12 protein-coding genes are annotated in these 18,534 nt (G+C 30.5%); 6 read left to right on the forward strand and 6 right to left on the reverse strand.

Features of this window, described 5'->3' with window-relative positions; genetic code table 11:
- The first annotated feature begins 143 nt into the window (after positions 1-143).
- Entirely contained in the window at positions 144-1,844 is a 1,701-nt protein-coding gene (dnaX, locus tag LPB136_RS04250; protein ID WP_072554946.1) for a DNA polymerase III subunit gamma/tau, read from the forward strand.
- Here the strand turns inward: dnaX and LPB136_RS04255 are convergent.
- The 4 genes from LPB136_RS04255 to LPB136_RS04270 all read right to left on the reverse strand — a co-directional run bounded on the left by LPB136_RS04255 (position 1,833) and on the right by LPB136_RS04270 (position 13,233).
- On the reverse strand, positions 1,833-3,671 hold the full coding sequence (locus tag LPB136_RS04255) for a cation:proton antiporter (RefSeq protein ID WP_072554947.1): 1,839 nt from the start codon (positions 3,669-3,671) through the stop codon (positions 1,833-1,835). The genes dnaX and LPB136_RS04255 overlap by 12 nt on opposite strands.
- Before the next feature lie 119 nt (positions 3,672-3,790).
- Positions 3,791-6,139: a penicillin-binding protein 1C gene (pbpC, locus tag LPB136_RS04260; protein WP_072554948.1), complete on the reverse strand. Its 2,349-nt coding sequence runs from the start codon at positions 6,137-6,139 to the stop codon at positions 3,791-3,793.
- A gap of 89 nt (positions 6,140-6,228) precedes the next feature.
- Positions 6,229-11,712, reverse strand: coding sequence for an Ig-like domain-containing alpha-2-macroglobulin family protein (locus tag LPB136_RS04265; RefSeq protein WP_072554949.1), 5,484 nt, complete (start codon positions 11,710-11,712; stop codon positions 6,229-6,231).
- A 207-nt stretch (positions 11,713-11,919) separates the two neighbouring features.
- Complete coding sequence (locus LPB136_RS04270) at positions 11,920-13,233, reverse strand: DEAD/DEAH box helicase (RefSeq protein ID WP_072554950.1); 1,314 nt, start codon at positions 13,231-13,233, stop codon at positions 11,920-11,922.
- 221 nt (positions 13,234-13,454) lie between these two features.
- On the opposite strand from LPB136_RS04270, the gene LPB136_RS04275 reads away from it, so the two are divergent.
- The 3 genes from LPB136_RS04275 to LPB136_RS04285 all read left to right on the forward strand — a co-directional run bounded on the left by LPB136_RS04275 (position 13,455) and on the right by LPB136_RS04285 (position 15,021).
- Positions 13,455-14,036, forward strand: coding sequence for a MiaE family protein (locus LPB136_RS04275; RefSeq protein ID WP_072554951.1), 582 nt, complete (start codon positions 13,455-13,457; stop codon positions 14,034-14,036).
- A 121-nt stretch (positions 14,037-14,157) separates the two neighbouring features.
- Positions 14,158-14,577 (forward strand): hypothetical protein, encoded by a 420-nt coding sequence (locus tag LPB136_RS04280; protein ID WP_158009597.1) that lies wholly within the window; start codon positions 14,158-14,160, stop codon positions 14,575-14,577.
- Between the two features lie 3 nt (positions 14,578-14,580).
- Complete coding sequence (locus LPB136_RS04285) at positions 14,581-15,021, forward strand: DUF4268 domain-containing protein (protein ID WP_072554953.1); 441 nt, start codon at positions 14,581-14,583, stop codon at positions 15,019-15,021.
- A gap of 193 nt (positions 15,022-15,214) precedes the next feature.
- Here LPB136_RS04285 and LPB136_RS04290 read toward each other — a convergent pair whose 3' ends face one another.
- Together LPB136_RS04290 and LPB136_RS04295 are read right to left on the reverse strand one after the other, a co-directional pair.
- Positions 15,215-15,721 (reverse strand): CAP domain-containing protein, encoded by a 507-nt coding sequence (locus LPB136_RS04290; protein WP_072554954.1) that lies wholly within the window; start codon positions 15,719-15,721, stop codon positions 15,215-15,217.
- A 267-nt stretch (positions 15,722-15,988) separates the two neighbouring features.
- Positions 15,989-16,327: a DUF4870 domain-containing protein gene (locus LPB136_RS04295; protein WP_072554955.1), complete on the reverse strand. Its 339-nt coding sequence runs from the start codon at positions 16,325-16,327 to the stop codon at positions 15,989-15,991.
- A gap of 209 nt (positions 16,328-16,536) precedes the next feature.
- On the opposite strand from LPB136_RS04295, the gene mnmE reads away from it, so the two are divergent.
- Together mnmE and LPB136_RS04305 are read left to right on the forward strand one after the other, a co-directional pair.
- A complete protein-coding gene (gene mnmE, locus LPB136_RS04300; protein WP_158009598.1) occupies positions 16,537-17,934 on the forward strand; it encodes a tRNA uridine-5-carboxymethylaminomethyl(34) synthesis GTPase MnmE in 1,398 nt (465 codons plus the stop codon).
- 216 nt (positions 17,935-18,150) lie between these two features.
- The gene (locus tag LPB136_RS04305) at positions 18,151-18,522 is read left to right on the forward strand and encodes a helix-turn-helix transcriptional regulator (RefSeq protein ID WP_070238145.1); all 372 of its coding nucleotides are present in this window, start codon (positions 18,151-18,153) and stop codon (positions 18,520-18,522) included.
- Positions 18,523-18,534 lie beyond the last annotated feature (12 nt).

Below are 18,534 nucleotides of genomic sequence, written 5' to 3' on the forward strand. Positions count from 1 at the left end.
CAAAAAATAACTAGATTCTATTATTTGGTCGTATCAAAACAAGAGTTCGTACAATTGTTTACAACTTTAGCATTTTGTTAAGAATGATAGTTGTAAAATGCTAGATAGATACTTACTTTTGTTATTCAAATTTATAATAATTAATGGAACATTTTATAGTATCTGCACGTAAATATCGCCCTCAAAACTTTGAGGATGTTGTTGGGCAACAAGCCATAACTAATACGTTAGAAAATGCTATAAAAAACAACCATTTAGCGCAAGCTTTATTATTTACTGGACCACGTGGAGTTGGTAAAACTTCTTGTGCGCGTATTTTGGCTAAGAAAATAAATCAACAAGATGCGGCGCTTTCTTCTGAAGATGAAGATTTTGCTTTCAATATTTTTGAATTGGATGCGGCGTCTAACAACTCGGTAGATGACATTAGAAATCTTACTGAGCAAGTTCGTATTCCGCCACAAATAGGTAAGTATAAAATATATATTATTGATGAGGTGCACATGCTTTCTGCTTCTGCATTTAATGCGTTTTTAAAAACGTTAGAAGAACCGCCAGCACATGCTATTTTCATTTTAGCTACTACAGAAAAGCATAAAATTATTCCAACTATATTATCTCGTTGTCAAATATTCGATTTTAAACGAATTGGTGTTTTAGATGCTAAAAATTATCTAAAAACAATTTGTGAGAAAGAAAATATAACGGCAGATGATGATGCGTTGCACATAATAGCTCAAAAAGCCGATGGTGCAATGCGAGATGCTTTATCAATTTTTGATAGAGTTGTTAGTTTTTCTGGAAATAATTTAACGCGTGAAGCTGTAACCGAAAACTTAAATGTTTTAGATTATGATGCTTATTTTTCTATGACAGACTTGTTATTGGAAAATAAAATTCCAGAAGTATTGGTTAACTTCAATACTATTTTATCTAAAGGTTTTGACGGACAGCATTTTATTAACGGTTTAGCAAGTCATTTTAGAGACTTATTAGTAGCTAAAGATAAAGCTACTGTTGCCTTATTAGAAGTTGGAGACAATACTAAAAAGAAGTATTTAGAACAAGCTACAAAAGCAACTTTGCAGTTTTTATTAACGTCTATTGATAAAGCAAATGATTGTGATTTAAAATATAGAGCTAGTAAAAATCAGCGATTGTTGGTAGAACTAACATTAATGCAAATTGCCTCTATCACTTTTGATGGAGAAAAAAAAAAGTCAGCTAACTACATAATTCCAGCTACTTTTTTTACTGCCTTATCTCCTGCTGTTAAAGAAATTGCAAAACCAAAACCTTTAGAAAAGAAACCTGTAACAGTACAAAAAACTGTTATTGAAAAACCTAAAGCAACTTTAAAAACTCCTGTTCTTAAAACTACCAAGAGGCGTTCTTCAGCATTTTCTTTAAAATCTGTTTTGGAAAAAAAGGTTGACAATACCAAAAGTGTTGTTGAAGAAAACTACGATAATCATCCTAGAACTCCTTTTACTCAAAAAGAACTAATTAAGAGTTGGAATTTATATCAACAAAAGCTAATTAAACAAGGTGAAAAGAACATGGCTTATGGTATGAGTTCTAGCGAACCAAAATTATTAGCAGATTTTAAAATTAGTTTTACATTACCTAATGAATTAATGAAAGGTCAATTAAAAACAGGAAGTACTAAATTAGTTTCATTCTTAAGAAGCTCTCTTAACAACTACGGAATTAACTTGGAACTCGATGTTAGTGAAACAGTTGAAAAAAAGTTTGCTTATACTCCTCAAGAAAAATTTGATAAATTAAAAGAGAAAAACCCATTATTAGAAGAACTACGTATAAAGTTTCAACTAGACATGTAATTCTTCTTTAACATTTACATTTTTACCTAAATAAACCAGAGAAATATTTTCTTTCTTTTCATTTTTATTTTCAAATTCAGGAATTAAATATAAGTTTTTACCATTCTTTACAAATAACGGAACAGATTTTACCTCATTATAAAGTTTAGAAAACGTCTCGATGTATTCTTCTTCATTATTAATTTTTATTTCATAAATTTCTGGGTTCTTTCTAAACGCTTCACTTAAATTAATATAATCGTCCTTTGGTGTAAGATAATTAACTTTATTATTTACTGAGTTTTGTCTAATTTCTTCAGAAGTTGCTAACCTATAAGCTCCATGTTCTCCAAATTCTTTAGAAAAGTTATTAATTGCATATTCATTTACAGCTTCACTTCCGGTCATAGAAAGTAAATAGCCAACATCATTTAACTCTATATTATCAGCTAAATTATCGCCGTAAATATCTACAGAAAAAGCTTCTAAATTAGATTTATTGGCTTTATCAATATAATTTTTATTTGAATCTATTAATACTACTCTTTTTCCGTAATCTCTTAAATAACTAGCAATTAACCTAGCTGGCCCAGAAGCTCCAACAATTAAAATTGCATTAGAGCTTTTTAAGAAAACACCAACCATTTTAGCAAATAATCTTGCTGTGGTTGCGTTTAAAAGTACAGTTCCTAATACAATCATAAAAACTAAAGGTGTAATATATTCTGCTCCAGAAACACCTTGTTTTATTAATTTACTCCCAAATAGAGAAGCAATACCTGCTGCTACAATTCCTCTTGGACCAACCCAACTAATAAAAAGTTTTTCGTTAAATTTTAAATTAGAATTATGAGTACTTAAAAAAACAGCAATTGGCCTAATTACAAATACAACTATAGCAAATAAAATTAAAGTATTCCATGAATATAAAAGCATTAAATCTTGAATGTTAATATTAGCAGAAAGTAAAATAAATAGCATAGAAATTAACAATACACTTAAAGACTCTTTAAAATACAATAATTCCTTTAAGCTTTTTAAATTACTATTACCTAAAACCATTCCCATAACTACAACTGCTAACAAACCAGATTCATGCGCAAAAGCTTCAGATAACACAAAAACGGATAAAACAGCTGATAATGAAACAACATTTAATAAATAATGCGGAACCAATTTCTTATTAATTGAAAAAGCTAAAGCGTGTGCAAAGGTAAATCCGAAAGTAGTTCCAAATAAAACAATTTTACCAAATTCTAATAATGCCGTTTTAGTAAATCCACCACCACCACCAGCTGTAATAAATTCAAAAACCAAGACAGCAACTAAAGCTCCAATTGGATCTATCAAAATTCCTTCCCACTTTAAAACAGTAGAAACATCTCTTTTTAAAGGTATGTTTCTTAATATTGGTGTTATTACAGTTGGACCTGTTACAATTATTAATCCTGAAAAAAGATACGAAAGCTCCCAACTTAAACCAAAAATATAATGAGCGGTTATTCCTGCTCCAAAAAATGTTACTGCAGAGCCTAAAGTAATTAACTTAGTAATTACTGGACCAACATTTTTAATTTCTTCTCTTTTTAGTGTTAAACCTCCTTCAAAAAGAATAATACTTATTGCTAATGAAACAAAGTAGTATAAACTCTCTCCCGGAAACAAGCCTTTTGTGCCATTCCAAATAGGTTCTATCCATTTAGTTTTATCATCACTTAAAAACTCTGCTGCTATTGGCCCAACTAAAAGACCTATTAAAATTAAGGGTAAAATTGCCGGAATCTTAAATTTCCAAGCAAACCATTGTGCAATTATTCCCAATATTACTATTCCTGCTAATTCTAACATTTAAAAATTTTATAAAAAGCTAAATATAATAGTTTTTTTATAGGCTCTAAGATTTTTCTCTATGAATTGTTAAAAAAAAGGATATATAATTACTTCCATACTGTTTTATTAAGTACAAATTAGTTAATTTCTAAACTTTTTTTCACTTCGTTTCCAAGGTCGTCAATTACTGTTAATGTGTATTTTCCCTTTTTAGGAGTTACTGCAATTTCATGGTAATTTTCTGTCATTTTTAAAAATTCATCATTTAAATACCAATACACTTTTGCTTCTGTATTATTATGTACTAATTTAAAAACAACAGGGTTTGTCTTTCCATCAAAACCTTTTGTTAAACTAACTTTAGTCTGTTTGTCCTTTGGAAAAATAAAAGAAATAGTATTATTTTCTAACGGATTACAACCTGTTTTAAATCTTGGTAGTTGTCTATAATCTGCATTATTTTGTTTATAATAATAGGCCATTAAAGCCGGCAAACTAAACCAAGTTTTTTTAGAAATTGAAGTTATATCTTCACAATTTGCAGTTACACGATACAAATTGTCTTTACTCAACAAAATCTCTTTATGATAAGGACATGACTTGGATTTCAATCCGTTTTGTGGGATTCTTTTTTTGGTTGAAGGACAAATTGGCAACGCCAAATAACCACTTTCGGTACAAATATCTTCTTCAATCAATGCTTCAAAAGGTTCTAAAAACCAATCCGATTTTGGCAATAAATTAAACACATTAAATAATAAAGGTGATGCACTTCCAACACCCGTTAAATCTGCTCTACCTTCTCCGTCTGAGTTTCCAACCCAAACACCAACAACATAATTTGCGTTGGTTCCAATTGCCCAAGCATCTCTATTTCCAAAACTTGTTCCTGTTTTCCATGCTATTTTTTGGGCAGAATCGTAATATTTCCAAGCTTGATCGGTTGCAACACGGTTTACATTTGTCAAGGTTTCTAAGGTTAAAAACCAAGAACCTGCATCTATATTTTTAGGTTGATTAACAATAGTACCAAAACTTACTTTTTTATTTTTAAAATAAGTCGGTTCAACAAATTCATTTGAATAATATTGATGTTTTAATTCTTCAAAATGATTTACCGTTGAAGACATTCCTGCAAATGTTTTACATAAATCCCATAAACTTGCCTCTGCTCCACCTAAAATTAACGATAATCCATAATGATTTGCAGATCTATCAATATGATTTATATTGTATTCCTTTAAATCTTCTCTAAATTTCTCCAATCCGTAACGTTGTAACATTCTAACTGCAGGGATATTCAAAGAACGCGTTAAAGCTTCATTTGCAGGAACAGCTCCATCATATTCTTCATTAAAATTTTTAGGTGTATAACCAGCAATTTCTGTAGGAATATCCGAAACCAATTGTTGTGGTAATAAATCTCCAGATTGTAGCATACTTGCATATAAAAAGGGTTTTAAAACACTTCCCGTACTCCTTCTAGACAATATATTATTTACATTTTTTTGATGTTTTTTATCCGTTGGCGAATTACCAACATAAGCTAAAACTTTTCGGGTTTTAACATCCAAAACCAAAACTGCCATATTAAAAACTTCGTTTTGTTTCACACGATTATAATGCCTTTTAACTAACTGATTTACTTGTTTTTGTAAATGAATATCTAAAGATGTTTCTATGCGATTTCCTTTGTATTTTTTTGAAATTTCTTGCGTTAAATGCGTTGCTGTTGTTGGTAATCTATATGGTTTTTGAGGTAATTCTTCAGCCAAAGCCAATTCTAAAGTTATACTATCAATTATAGCTTCTTTATATAGTTTATGAAGTAATTTATTACGTTTTACTTTTAATTTTTGTTGATTTTTTCCTGGATAAATTAACGATGGAGCATTTGGTAAAACAGCCAACGTTGCACTTTCTGCCCAAGAAAGTTGCGCTGGTTTTAAACCAAAATAACGCCAAGAAGCCATTTCTAATCCTACAACATTACCACCAAAAGGTGCATTAGAAGCGTATAAATTCAGAATTTCTTTTTTTGAATGTCTAAATTCTAATCGCGTTGCAAGAATTACTTCTTTTAGCTTTTCTATATAGCTTCGTTTCTTGTTTTTTCTTGATAAACGAATTACTTGTTGGGTTAACGTACTTCCTCCACGAACCACTTTTCCTGCTTTTCTGTTTTGCTGAAATGCTTTGTAAATTGAAATCGGATTAAAACCAACATGCTTATAAAAATGAGCATCTTCAAACTGAACTATTGCTTGCTGAAACTTTATAGGAATACTATCTGATTTAGGAAATCGCCATTGTCCATCATCTGCAATTACTGCTCCTAACAATTCGTTATTACTTGCTAAAACTACTGTTGAAGTTGGTTCATTAAATAGTTTCTTTGGTAAACAAAAATAATAAGCAACCAATAAAACCAAAAGAACTATCAGTTTCTTTGGATGCGTTTTTATGATGTTTTTTAGCTTTTCCATTTTCTTTTTCTGTCATTCCTGCGCAGGCAGGAATCTATTCTTACTCTTTGTGGATTCCTGCTTTCGCAGGAATGACAAAAGCGTTGACATTACTTAACAACTTTAATCCACTGTCCTTTTGTACGCGCAACATAATCATTGTCATACATTGCTTCTACTTGTGTTCCTGGTAAATAATAATCCCCTAAATAAGATGCATTTAGTAAAATTTTAAATGTTTTTTGGTCATTTCTTCCTAATGAAAAGTAATAATTTACACGATCATCTCTAATATCAGTATAATCAACTTTAGTATTTTGTTGCCCTCCAAAATCAGTAAAACGCGTATTGACAATCTCCCAACCTGAAGGTAAAATCTGAGTTAAAGCAACATTATCAACAGTATTGGTTGATGTATTTTTCACAAATACTTCAGCTACAATATTAGTTCCTTGTTGTAATTCTTTTGGAGAAATTATTTTTCCTTCTTTTGTTTTATAATGAACATAAACTTCTAAGTTTTTCTGAAAAACTTCTTCACTACCAGCTGGTAAAATTCCTTCTGAAGTAATAGTTGCATATAAAATTCCGTTTGAATTATTCTTAACTTCTAAAGAATTATCTTTCTGAATAGCAGTCAGTTTTGTATCAAAAAGCGATTTATTTGTTGTTGCATTTACATTTTTTCCATTGAAAGAAAATGTTGCGTTTACACTTTTAGCTTGTTCATTTTGCATCACAAATTTTGCAATTGCTAATAAACTATATGAAGTAGTTTGTGTGCTCATCCACTTCTCACTTGACAATTTATCAGCTATTTTTTTTGCTAATTTTATCGACTTCACATCATCTTTTAACAAAGAATACGTTTCCAAAGCCATTGCATCATCTCTGGTTTCAGAACCATAATAGTAATATCTTCTTTTCTTTGTTTCAGTAGATAATGTGTTTAAAATGTTTTTAGCAATCGATTTTTTACCAATTAAAGCATACGCCATTGCTAATCTCATTTTTGATTCATTAGAAATGTTTTTCGTTTCACGCAAACGATTCATTGAAGCTAAATCTGGTGTTGTTGCCAAAGCCAACGTATATAATCTGTAGGCTTGCGCCAATTCATTTCCATATCGATTGTCTTTTCTCCAATTACGTGCTTGTTGTTTTTGGTACGAAACCCAGCTATTTTTAAACCCAATTGGCAACACATAACCTTGTTTTTCTGCTTCTAATAAGAAATGACCTGCGTATGTTGTTCCCCAATCGTTTGCATTGTTATTTCCACTCCAATAAGACAATCCGCCATTTGATAATTGAAATCCAGATAATCGACTTATTGCATGTTTAATATTTCGTTCTACGGAAGCTTTTTTCTCATTCGATAAATCGAATAACTTTCTTAAATATAACTGCGGAAAAGCGCCAGATGTTGTTTGCTCTACACAACCATGTGGATAACGAACCAAGTAATTCAATCGTTTTGTAAAATTCATTGGTGGCAACGTAGAAAATTCTACACTTGCTTTGTTAGTTCCAACAGTTCCGAAAGAATTAAAGTTAAACGTTTTAGTTTCATTTCCTTTTAAAACAATATCATAGGTTTTTGTGGTAACCGGATTCGGGTTTACAACATCTATTTCTACTGAATAATTAGCTTTTTCTTTTCCAGAACTTGCCACAACATCTACTTTACCAATACCTTTAAAATCATTTACTTTCACTTTAAAATAAACCATTTTTTCATCTGGTTGCTTAAAATTAACTGTTTGTGTTTTGTTACCAATAACAGTAAATGATGGATTTGGTTTTAAACTTACAGAGACATTTTTTACATGATTTTTCATTGCAAACACGGTAACTGGCAATGTAACAGTTTCTGATGGTGTAATTTTTCTTGGTAAGGAAGCTAATATCATTAAAGGTTTACGTACAAAAACAGTTTTTTCTGCGCTTCCGTAAGCATCTTTTTTAGTATCACTTGCAACAACCATTGCTCTAACGGAACCAATATATTTTGGAATATTTACTACATGAGATTGCGTTTTACCAGCAGCTAATGTAAACGGACCTAAATACGTTACCATTGGTTTAAATCGGTTTGCTTTTTTGTTTTTACTTCCTGCTTCTGTTTCATCTCCACCAATACTCAAAATTTGATTTATTTTTCCGCCGTAGGCACCAATAACATCATCAAAAATATCCCAAGTTTTTACACCTAAAGATTGTTTGGCAAAGAAAACATTCCATGCATTTGGTGTTTTAAATCTTGTTAAATCTAACAAACCATCATCAACTAAAGCCAACGTATATGTCATTGGTTTTCCGTTTGTTTCCGTAACTTTTATAGTTGTACTTTCTTCTGGTCTAATTTCATCAGGCATCGAAATTACAGGTTGTAATTTTGTTGCTGGATTTTCTACCAACATTGGCATAGAACCGTACATTCTTATTGGTAAATCGTTTTTGGTTTCGTTATGTTTTTGCAATAATGAAATGTTTACAAATACATTTGGCGTGTATGTTTTTAGAACAGGAAATGTAAATTCAGTTTGATTTTTAGCCGTTTCCACCCAAAAACTCTCTAACACTTCTACGCCATTTTCAATAGTAATTAATGCTCTTTGGCCTACTGAAGAAGGAAACTTTACGGTTGCTTTTTCATCAACTTTATAGCTTTCTTTATCGGTTGTAAATTGCAATAAAGTAGCGTTATTCTGATTCGATTTCTTTTTATTATACCAAGAAGGCCAATCGAAATAAACAATTTCAGAAGTACTGTGTTTTCCTGTTTTATCGGTTACTTTTATCAAATATCTTCCCCAATCATTTTCGTCAACTTTAAATTTAAATTGTCCTTTTCCGTTAGACGAAGTACTTGTTACAAGCTGTTTGTACGATTTATGAAATTGAGAACCGTCATAACGAGATAAATTATCATCTCCTGTGCTCCACCACCATCTCCAAGAAAGAGAATAAATTTTTACTTCAACATTTTTTAGCGAAATTGGCTTCCCTTTTTCAGTAATTGAAGCAATATTAAACGTGTATTCTTTATCTGTATATAAATAATTTTTAGAGCCTTTTTCAATTGGAGATTCTACACCAACATAACGAGCAAATGGAGATAGTTTTTTACTAAAAACATCGGTACTAAAATCGCCTCCATTTTCATAGGCTTTTGTAATAAACGAAGCTTTTAACATTCCTGGAGCTTTGTTTTTCAGCGTTGGTTTTACAGAAAAATTTGCAGTTCCTGTTGCTGATAATTTTCCATCAAAAATTGAAAACTCTTCCGTTTTAAAGCTTTTTGTTACATCATCAAAATTATAATTTTTGAAGTTTTTAAATTCGGTTTTTGTTGGACTGAATTTCCCGTTAATATCTAATTTTAAACTTTTTGCAATAGCTCCATGCAGCCATTTTACTTCTACATCACCAGAAACAGCAGCGTCAGAAGTGAAAATTTCTGTATCTGTTTTCAACTTAATTTTTAAACGATTTGGTTTAATAGTTTCAACTTTTATTGTTTTATTAAAAATAGCACCACCAACGGTAGTTTTTACTTTCCAATTTCCTGTTGGCGCATCTTGATTTGTTTTTGTAGTATACGCATAAACATTCTCTGGATTTTTATGCAAAATTTTACGGTCTATAATTTTTCCATGCGGATTTGTTAATTCGAATTTTATTGGATGACCTTCAGGAATCGGATTTGCATTATCATTTAAAACAAATGTTAAAAAAATATTGTCTCCAGGACGCCAAACACCACGTTCTCCATATACATATCCTTTTATTCCTTTTTGAAGTTTTATTCCAGAAACATCAAACTTACTCATAGAAAGTGCTTCACCATCATTTAGTTTTACATACGTTGTATTATTTCCTTTAGAAATAACGGCAAAATATGCTTGTGGTGCATTCTCAATACGCGCTGTTCCGTCTGAACTTGTTTTAGTTGTTTTTACTTCTTGCTGTTGTAGATTAAGTAATTTCACAGTTGCATTACTTACAGGTTTTGTAGTTAATAAATCTGTAACTGCAATAAAAAGTGAATTATTAGTTCCTTTTTTTATGGTAACTCCTAAATTTGAAGCTACAATATTTTTAGTAATATTTTTATTGTAGTAATAAGATGAAGTACACGGATTGTCTCTATCGTTCCAATTGTAATTTCTGTAATTATAATTGTTATAGTAGTTTGTAGAATTATAAAACGCATCATCTAATTCTTTTTTACCATAAATTATACTTGTGTTATTCTCTTTTCCATCACATTGATACGCAGCATATTCTTGAATAAAATTCAATTCCAAACGATACATCGCACCTGCTTCTGGCGTAATAATTTCAGCTAAATCAATTGCAAAAGCATTGTTTTTATCCAGTTTTAAACCACCACTTGCTAAGTTTATAGTGTGTGAAGCAACTGGGCGGCCAACTGTACGAATATAACCAGCGTTACTTATTTTATTTTGCTGTAAAAATTGCAACATATTGTCTTTATAGACTTTGTAAACTGTTGCATCAACAGCTTTTAAATTTACTGCTTGAAAGTTTACTTTTAAGTTTTCAGAACTTGGTAAAATAGTACCGCTTTGTAAAAAACTAATAGCAGGTTTTGGTTGTTCAAAAAATAATTTTCTAATGGTATTTTCTTTTAATGAATATCCATCTGTATTTTTAATTCCGCTAAACACTTCCAGCTCTACAGCTTCTTTATGTGCTGTTTTAGGAAAAATTGTTACTTTATTTTTATCAATTTTATAGGTAAACTTGGTGTTTTTTGTATTGTTGAAAGCAATTAGTCCATTTAAATTCTGATTAGTTTTTATTGGATCAGAAAAACTAATTGCTATTTCTTGATTTCCATCTTTAGAAACATCAATTGCTGTAATTTTAAAATTGCTTTTACCAATTATAGCAATTTCCCTTTCGCCTTTTGAAGAAGAGTTAATCGATTTTCCATTCCAAAATAATTCCAGTTTTTCATCATTTTCAGAACGCTGAATGCTATCAATGGTAAAACTAATTTTTGAAGCGTATTTTTCAGTTGCATCAAACTGAATAGGAATGTTTTTGTTTTTGTATGTTGCCGTTACAATGTTTTCTAATTTAGAAGTTTCTATAACGTCGTTTGCACTTATAACGCCGTCTATATAATTCCAATTTTTATCATAACTCTGCGGAGAAAAATTATTGACAACAAATACTTGTTCTTTGGTTTTCACCTTAAAAACAAAATCTTTTTTATCCGTAGGAACACCAGTATAAATACCTGATAAATTGGCAGTTACAATATATTCTTGATTTCCTTGTAGTTTTTCAGTTGGTGTAAACACAAGCGTATTTCCTTCAATAGAAACTGTTCCTTTTACATTTGGAGAAAGTGTAATTATGTTTTCTGGAATAGCAGAAGAAGCTATCGGTTTTACCAATTGCACCTTTATTTTATCAGTTGTAGAAATAATCTCTTTTGGAAAATGACTTACAAATTCAACAAAATCATTGGTTTTAGAAACTTCTTTTGTAGTCTTTTTACAAGAAACAATACTTAATAAGAAAACTGCTGTAAACAGGTAAACATACTTTTTCATAATACAAAATTTTAAATGCAATCAAATTTAATTAATTTAAAGCATACAAAACTGTACAAATTAGAAAGTGTTCTGTTTTATTGAGAATTCGTTAAAAGAAAATTTAGTTGGAGTATTTTTTAGACACAGATTTCACGAATTAACACAGATAAATGAGTAAATTCTATTTAAAATTAGTGTAAATCAGTGAAATCTGTGTCTTATTTTTTAAATAGTATGAATCCTAACTTTCTTACTTTTTAAACGTGTATTATTTAGTTTTTCAACCAAATTAGTAGCTTCAGAAACTGGTACAGCAATAAAAGCACAATCTTGCTTTAATTCTATAACACCTAATTGATCTTTGGTTAAATCGCCTTTTTTAAAGAATAAACCAGCAATATCACCTTTAGAAATCTTGTCTTTTCTTCCGCCAGAAATAAATAAGGTTTCCCAATATTGCGCTTTTACTTTTTCTTTTGAAGTAATATTTGCATTCGTTGCTCCTTTTATAAAATCTGGTAAATGTTCTTTTTCCCACTTTAAAACATACGCAGTTCCTTTGGCGTCAACTCTTGCTGTTCTACCATTTCTGTGCGTAAACTCTTCTAAACGTTCTGGAAGTTCATAATGCGCAATAAATTTAAGCTCAGGAATATCAATTCCTCTTGCTGCTAAATCTGTAGCAATTAAAACTCTACTGGTTCCGTTTCTAAATTTTATTAACGAGCGTTCTCTATCTTTTTGCTCCATTCCGCCAGAAAAACAACTATGGCTTATCTTATTTTTCTCAAGAAAAGTACTTACATGCTGAATACTATCTTTTAGGTTACAGAAAATAATTCCAGGTTGATTACCAACATGACGTAATAAATCTAACAACGTCTGATTCTTATTTTTAGCCGGAGAATTCACAATTTTAATATCTAATTTCTTAGATTTTTTTCCTGTTAAGTAATTTAAAGTCTTTGCATTATTTAAACCCACAAAACCAGGAATTTCAGCTTCTTGCGTTGCCGAAGTTAAAATACGTTTACTAAGATTTGGCAATTGATTAATAATTCCGCGCATTTCATATTCAAAACCAACCTCTAAAGACTTATCAAACTCATCTAAAATTAAGGTTTTTATGCTATCTTTAGAAAAACGATCGTTAGCAAAATGATCCGAAATTCTTCCTGGAGTACCAATTAAAATACTTGGTGTGTGCTTAATTTCAATTTTATCCTTCGCCATTGAACGTCCGCCGTAAACTGCATTTACTTTAAAACCAGTTCCCATTTCACGAATAACTTGCTCAATTTGAATTGCCAATTCTCTAGACGGAACCAAAATTAAAACCTGAATATCTTTATTCTCAGGGTCAATTAATTTAAGCGTTGGTAACAAAAAAGCCAATGTTTTTCCCGTTCCCGTAGGCGATAAAATCACTGTATTTGCAGTTTCCTCAACAACAGCAATAGCTTCATTTTGCATTTCATTTAGTTCGTAGATATTTAGTTTTGCTAAAATCTCATCCTGTCCTTTTATATTATTTGCCATACCGTTGTAAAACTTAATTTTTTGCAAAGATAGTTAGTCTTACACCAGAAACTCCGTTCAACTGTTTTTTTATTTTTTTGAAGCTGTTTCCTGCTTTCACTACTCGCTGTTTCGTTCCTCAACGAGCTCAAACAAGCCGTTCAATCAGGGCTAAACTTGTTTGCTAACTAATTAACTTTTATGAACAATATTTTTTACTTTTGCCACAAGAAACCACAACCATGTTAGGATTACAATTCGAAACCGAAACTTCTTGGGCAGACATTGCCAAAGACAACTTACAGCAAATATTAACAGACCACGCATTTTTAGAGCAAAAAGCAGCTTCTAATGCAGTGTCTATTATTATCAATTATTCCGAAGAAACGGAACTTGTAAAAGAAATGAGCAATATTGCTATTGAAGAAATGGAACATTTTAGAATGGTGCATTTATTAATGGTAAAACGCGGAATGGTTTTAGGGCGCGAGCAAAAAAACGATTATGCTATTAGATTGCAGAAGTTTTTTAAGAAAACTGGCGATAGAACTGATGCTTTAATACAGCGTTTATTAATTGCGGCGTTAATAGAAGCTAGAAGTTGCGAACGTTTTAAGGTATTCTCAGAAAATATGGAAGATGAAGAATTGTCTAAATTCTATAAAGATTTAATGATTTCTGAAGCCAACCATTACACAACTTTTTTAGCATTTGCACGTCAATATCAAGACAGAGCAATTGTAGATAAAAAATGGAATGCTTTAGTTGCCTTTGAAGCAGAAATGATGAAAAATCGTGGTTCTGAAGCTAAAATTCATGGATAAAAATTAGATAAATTTAATGGAAAATCAATTAAATAAAATTTTTACTATAAAACCTTGGGTAATGTTTTTATCCATAATTCTTATATCATTATCAACTAAAACAATTATTAGCATTTTTTTAATGATTTTTTGGTTCATATTATTCACTTACTGGACTCTTGGTGTGGGAGAAAAACTATATAATAAACTGAATAACAAATCTATTTTAAATTTAAAGCAATTTAAATTACAAATCTATTTTGTTGTTATCTATTTAATTTTGATTTCTATCTTTTTAGGTGGATATGACATAAACAATAATAACATTGTAGAGTATGGTTGGGTAGCTTGGGTAATCATTCCTCTATACTTTCTTATGTTTTTCTGTATGATACACACAATTTATTTTTTATCAAGATGTATAACAACAATAAGAAATAAAAAAGAAGGTTATGGTTGGTATATGTTAGGTTTTTGGGTGTTTCCAATTGGTATTTGGATTATTCAACCAAGAATAATTGATTTATTAAATAAGGATTCAACTAAACAAAATACCATCTAAAAAATGTTCTCTAAAGAAGAATCAGCACAATTACGTAAAGAGTTTTGGACAAGTTTTGGAAAATCGTTTCCAAGAAAATGGTTGTTATACAATACCAAAATAAAGGGTTTTGCTTTTAAGTTTCAAGCAGATAGAAAAAAGGCTTCGGTTTGTTTAGATATTGAACACCCTGAAGATATACACAACGAGCTTTTATACGATCAAATGTTGTCTTTAAAGGTATTGTTAGAAACAGAAATACCAGAAGTTATTTTTGATGCAACTTTTGAATTGGAAGAAAGTAAAAAGATAATCCACCGAATTTACGTTCCTTTTGAAGGAAAATTTAGCGTGCATAACAAAAATACTTGGCGAGATTGTTTTGAGTTTTACGTAGAAACAATGCCAAAATTTGAACTTTTCTTTTACGAATACGAAGACTTTATTAGACAATCTGTTTCTTAAATAGTTTATACTTTTACTTCATAAAATAGCCTGCGTTAGCGATTGAAGTGACATCCTTTTATGAGTTTACGAATAAAAGATATAACGGAAAGCGCGACCTGAAAGGTAACGCCCAAAATAAAAAAAGCCTGACTTTAATTGTTGAAAAATCAACTTTAAAGTCAGGCTTAAAAAAATTAAAATTAAACCTTTACTAAGGTTTTTTCACAAAGATGTTTGTGTAATACCAATGTCCATCGCTGTCTTTTCTGGCTATAACATCAAAATAGTTATAATCACCTTCAATGTTTGCTCTGTGTCCATCACTAGCAATCCAAGCGTCAACTACGCTTTCTGCAGTGGTAAATCCTGAAGCAACATTTTCTGCAGCACTAACAATGTCAGCATTTTCTACTAAATAACTTGCTCGGTCATTAAAACCATCATGAGAAATTTCTTGCTCATCAATCATGTAATGTGTATGATTAAGTGCAGGAACTTTTACAATGTTAAAGTTATTAAGTGCAGATAGGTTAATTGAAACTCTATAATCGTTAATTCGATTTAAAATTTCATTTTCTATTGTACTAGGCGCAATGTACTCTACTACAGGCTCTTCAGCAGCAGCAACTACAGTTTCTTCGCTAGAAGAACAAGATGTAATAAAAAAAATTAGACATAGGGCAATTGGTAAGAACTTCTGTTTAGGGGGAGTAAACATAATTAATAATATTTAGGGGTTAATATTTATGCTAAAGTAGCACGTTTTTTTTAAAAAATAAAAATAAAATTATGTTTTTTTATAAACATACATCAATATTACTGTTGATTAATCACTTAAAACTCAATAAAACATACTTGTTGATACGAATATGACATTTGTAAAATGTTTTTTATCACGCCTTATTTATAAGGCTTTAATAAACAAAAAAATCCTCAATGTAAACATCGAGGAACTTCATCTTTAATTCAAATAATATAATAGATTTTAGCTAATAAACTGTATACTAAAAGGATAGTTTGGTTCTTCATTATTACTTACTCTAATTGCATTTAAAATAGGTAAAACTAAATACAAGATACTTAATACTATAAGTCCAATTATTCCTAAACCAAAGAAAATAATCAATGGAATACATAGTAAAACATAGATAAACATTGAGATTCTAAAGTTAAGTATTTCTTTACCTTGCTTGTCCATGCCTAAAACTTCGTCCTTTTTTACAAGCCAAAGTATTAATGGAACTATAAATCCGCCAATTCCTGATACAAAATCTAATAATTGACTTAAATGTGTTAATACGAGTAATTGTTTGTTCTTTTTCATTTTTATTGTTTTTGTAGTTGTTTGTATATATACGACGCATAATTTGCTGTTTTGTTACAGTTTTACAAGAAAACAACGCTATTTACTCGAAAATCGAGATTAAAATGTGAGAAGCTTGTGTCAAAATTTTAAGGTTATTTTCAATTTAATGCCTCTTAGATTTGCCTCCAAATAGTTTACAACTATCTTTGCACATAAAACTACCGATTTTGAATTCTAACTTTGACGATACAATTATAGCTTTGGCAACTCCGGCAGGTGTTGGCGCAATTTCTGTTATACGACTTTCTGGTAAAGAAGCAATTAATATTGTTGCTCCGTTATTTAAATCGGTTAGAAACAAGGATTTATCTAAACAAAAAACGCACACATTACATTTAGGACATATTATTGATAATGAACGAATTGTAGATGAAGTTTTGGTTTCTATTTTTAAAAACCCTCACTCCTACACTGGCGAAAATGTTATTGAAATTTCTTGCCATGGATCTAGTTTTATTCAGCAAGAAATTATTCAATTATTTCTGAAAAATGGTTGCAGAATGGCTGATAATGGCGAGTTTACAATGCGTGCTTTTTTAAACGGAAAGATGGATTTAAGTCAAGCTGAAGCTGTTGCTGATGTTATTGCTTCTAATTCTGAAGCAAGTCATAAAATGGCGATTCAGCAAATGCGTGGCGGAATTACCAATGAATTGAAGGATTTACGCGCAAAATTATTAGATTTTGCTGCTTTAATTGAATTGGAACTCGATTTTTCTGGTGAAGATGTAGAATTTGCTGATAGGACTAAATTTAAGGAATTGGTAACAAAAATCACTTTTGTTTTAAAACGTTTAATTGATTCTTTTGCTTTTGGAAATGCCATGAAAAACGGAATTCCTGTAGCCATAATTGGTGAACCAAATGTTGGAAAATCCACTTTATTAAATACACTTTTAAACGAAGAAAAAGCCATTGTTTCAGACATTGCTGGTACAACTAGAGATGCAATTGAAGATGAATTAATTATTGATGGTGTTGCTTTTCGTTTTATAGATACTGCTGGAATTAGAGAAACTGAAGATGTTGTAGAAAACATCGGAATTAAAAAAGCGTATGAAAAAGCAGAAAATGCCCAATTAATTATCTTTTTAATTGATTCTAACAAATTTTCGTATGCTAAAGAAGATTTTTTAGCTGAAATTGAAACCATCCAAACGCGTTTTCCAAACAAACGCTTATTGGTAATTGCTAATAAAATTGACACCTTATCTTGTCATGATACTGCTGTTTTACAATCGGAAATAGAGAATTTAATTTTACTTTCTGCTAAAAATAAAACTGGAATTGACGAACTTAAAACAGAACTTACTTCTCTGGTTAATATTGGTGCTTTAAGTAATAACGAAACTATTGTTACCAATTCTCGTCATTTTGAAGCTTTAAATAATGCTTTAATTGCCATTACTTCTGTTCAAGAAGGAATTGATTTAGAAATTGGAACGGATTTGTTTTCAATTGATATTAGAGAATGTTTACGTCACCTTGGTAATATTACTGGCGAGTATGATGTAGACAAAGATATTTTGGGTCATATTTTTGGGAATTTTTGTATTGGAAAGTAATTATCCTTCTCTTGTTTGCTAACTACCTGTTATTGTTGACTTTGTTAGTAATTACTTGCTCTTATTTGTTGCCCATTATCTCTTTATTCCTTATATTTGTTGTACAGTTGTTGCCTTAACTACTGTTTTGTTGCCCAATCTTAATGGCAACAAGTCATAGCGAAATGATGCACCATATCGCTACATATTGACCCATAAGGCTACACAATGCAACAAATGAGTAGTAACATTCACATACCTAAAACTTGCCAATTCTGCGGTAAAGCATTTATAGCAAGAACCACAGTAACTAAATACTGCGGAAATTCTTGTGCTAAAAAAGCATACAAGAAGCGTAAACGTGATGAAAAAATTCAATCTGCAATTGATGATACAAAGGAAAACCTGCAAAGTTTGCAAACTATCAATATCATCACACCTCAAAACCTTTCTCAAAAAGAGTTTTTAAGTATCACAGAAGTATCAGAACTTTTAGGTGTTAGTAGATGGACTATTCAAAGAATGGTTAAAAGAGGTCAATTAACAGTCAAGCAAATTGGCAGGAAGAAAATAATGGCAAGAAATCAAATCGACAATCTATTCATCTAAAAAACGGCAAAT

The sequence above is a fragment of the Tenacibaculum todarodis genome (assembly GCF_001889045.1).
Lineage (GTDB): Bacteria > Bacteroidota > Bacteroidia > Flavobacteriales > Flavobacteriaceae > Polaribacter > Polaribacter todarodis.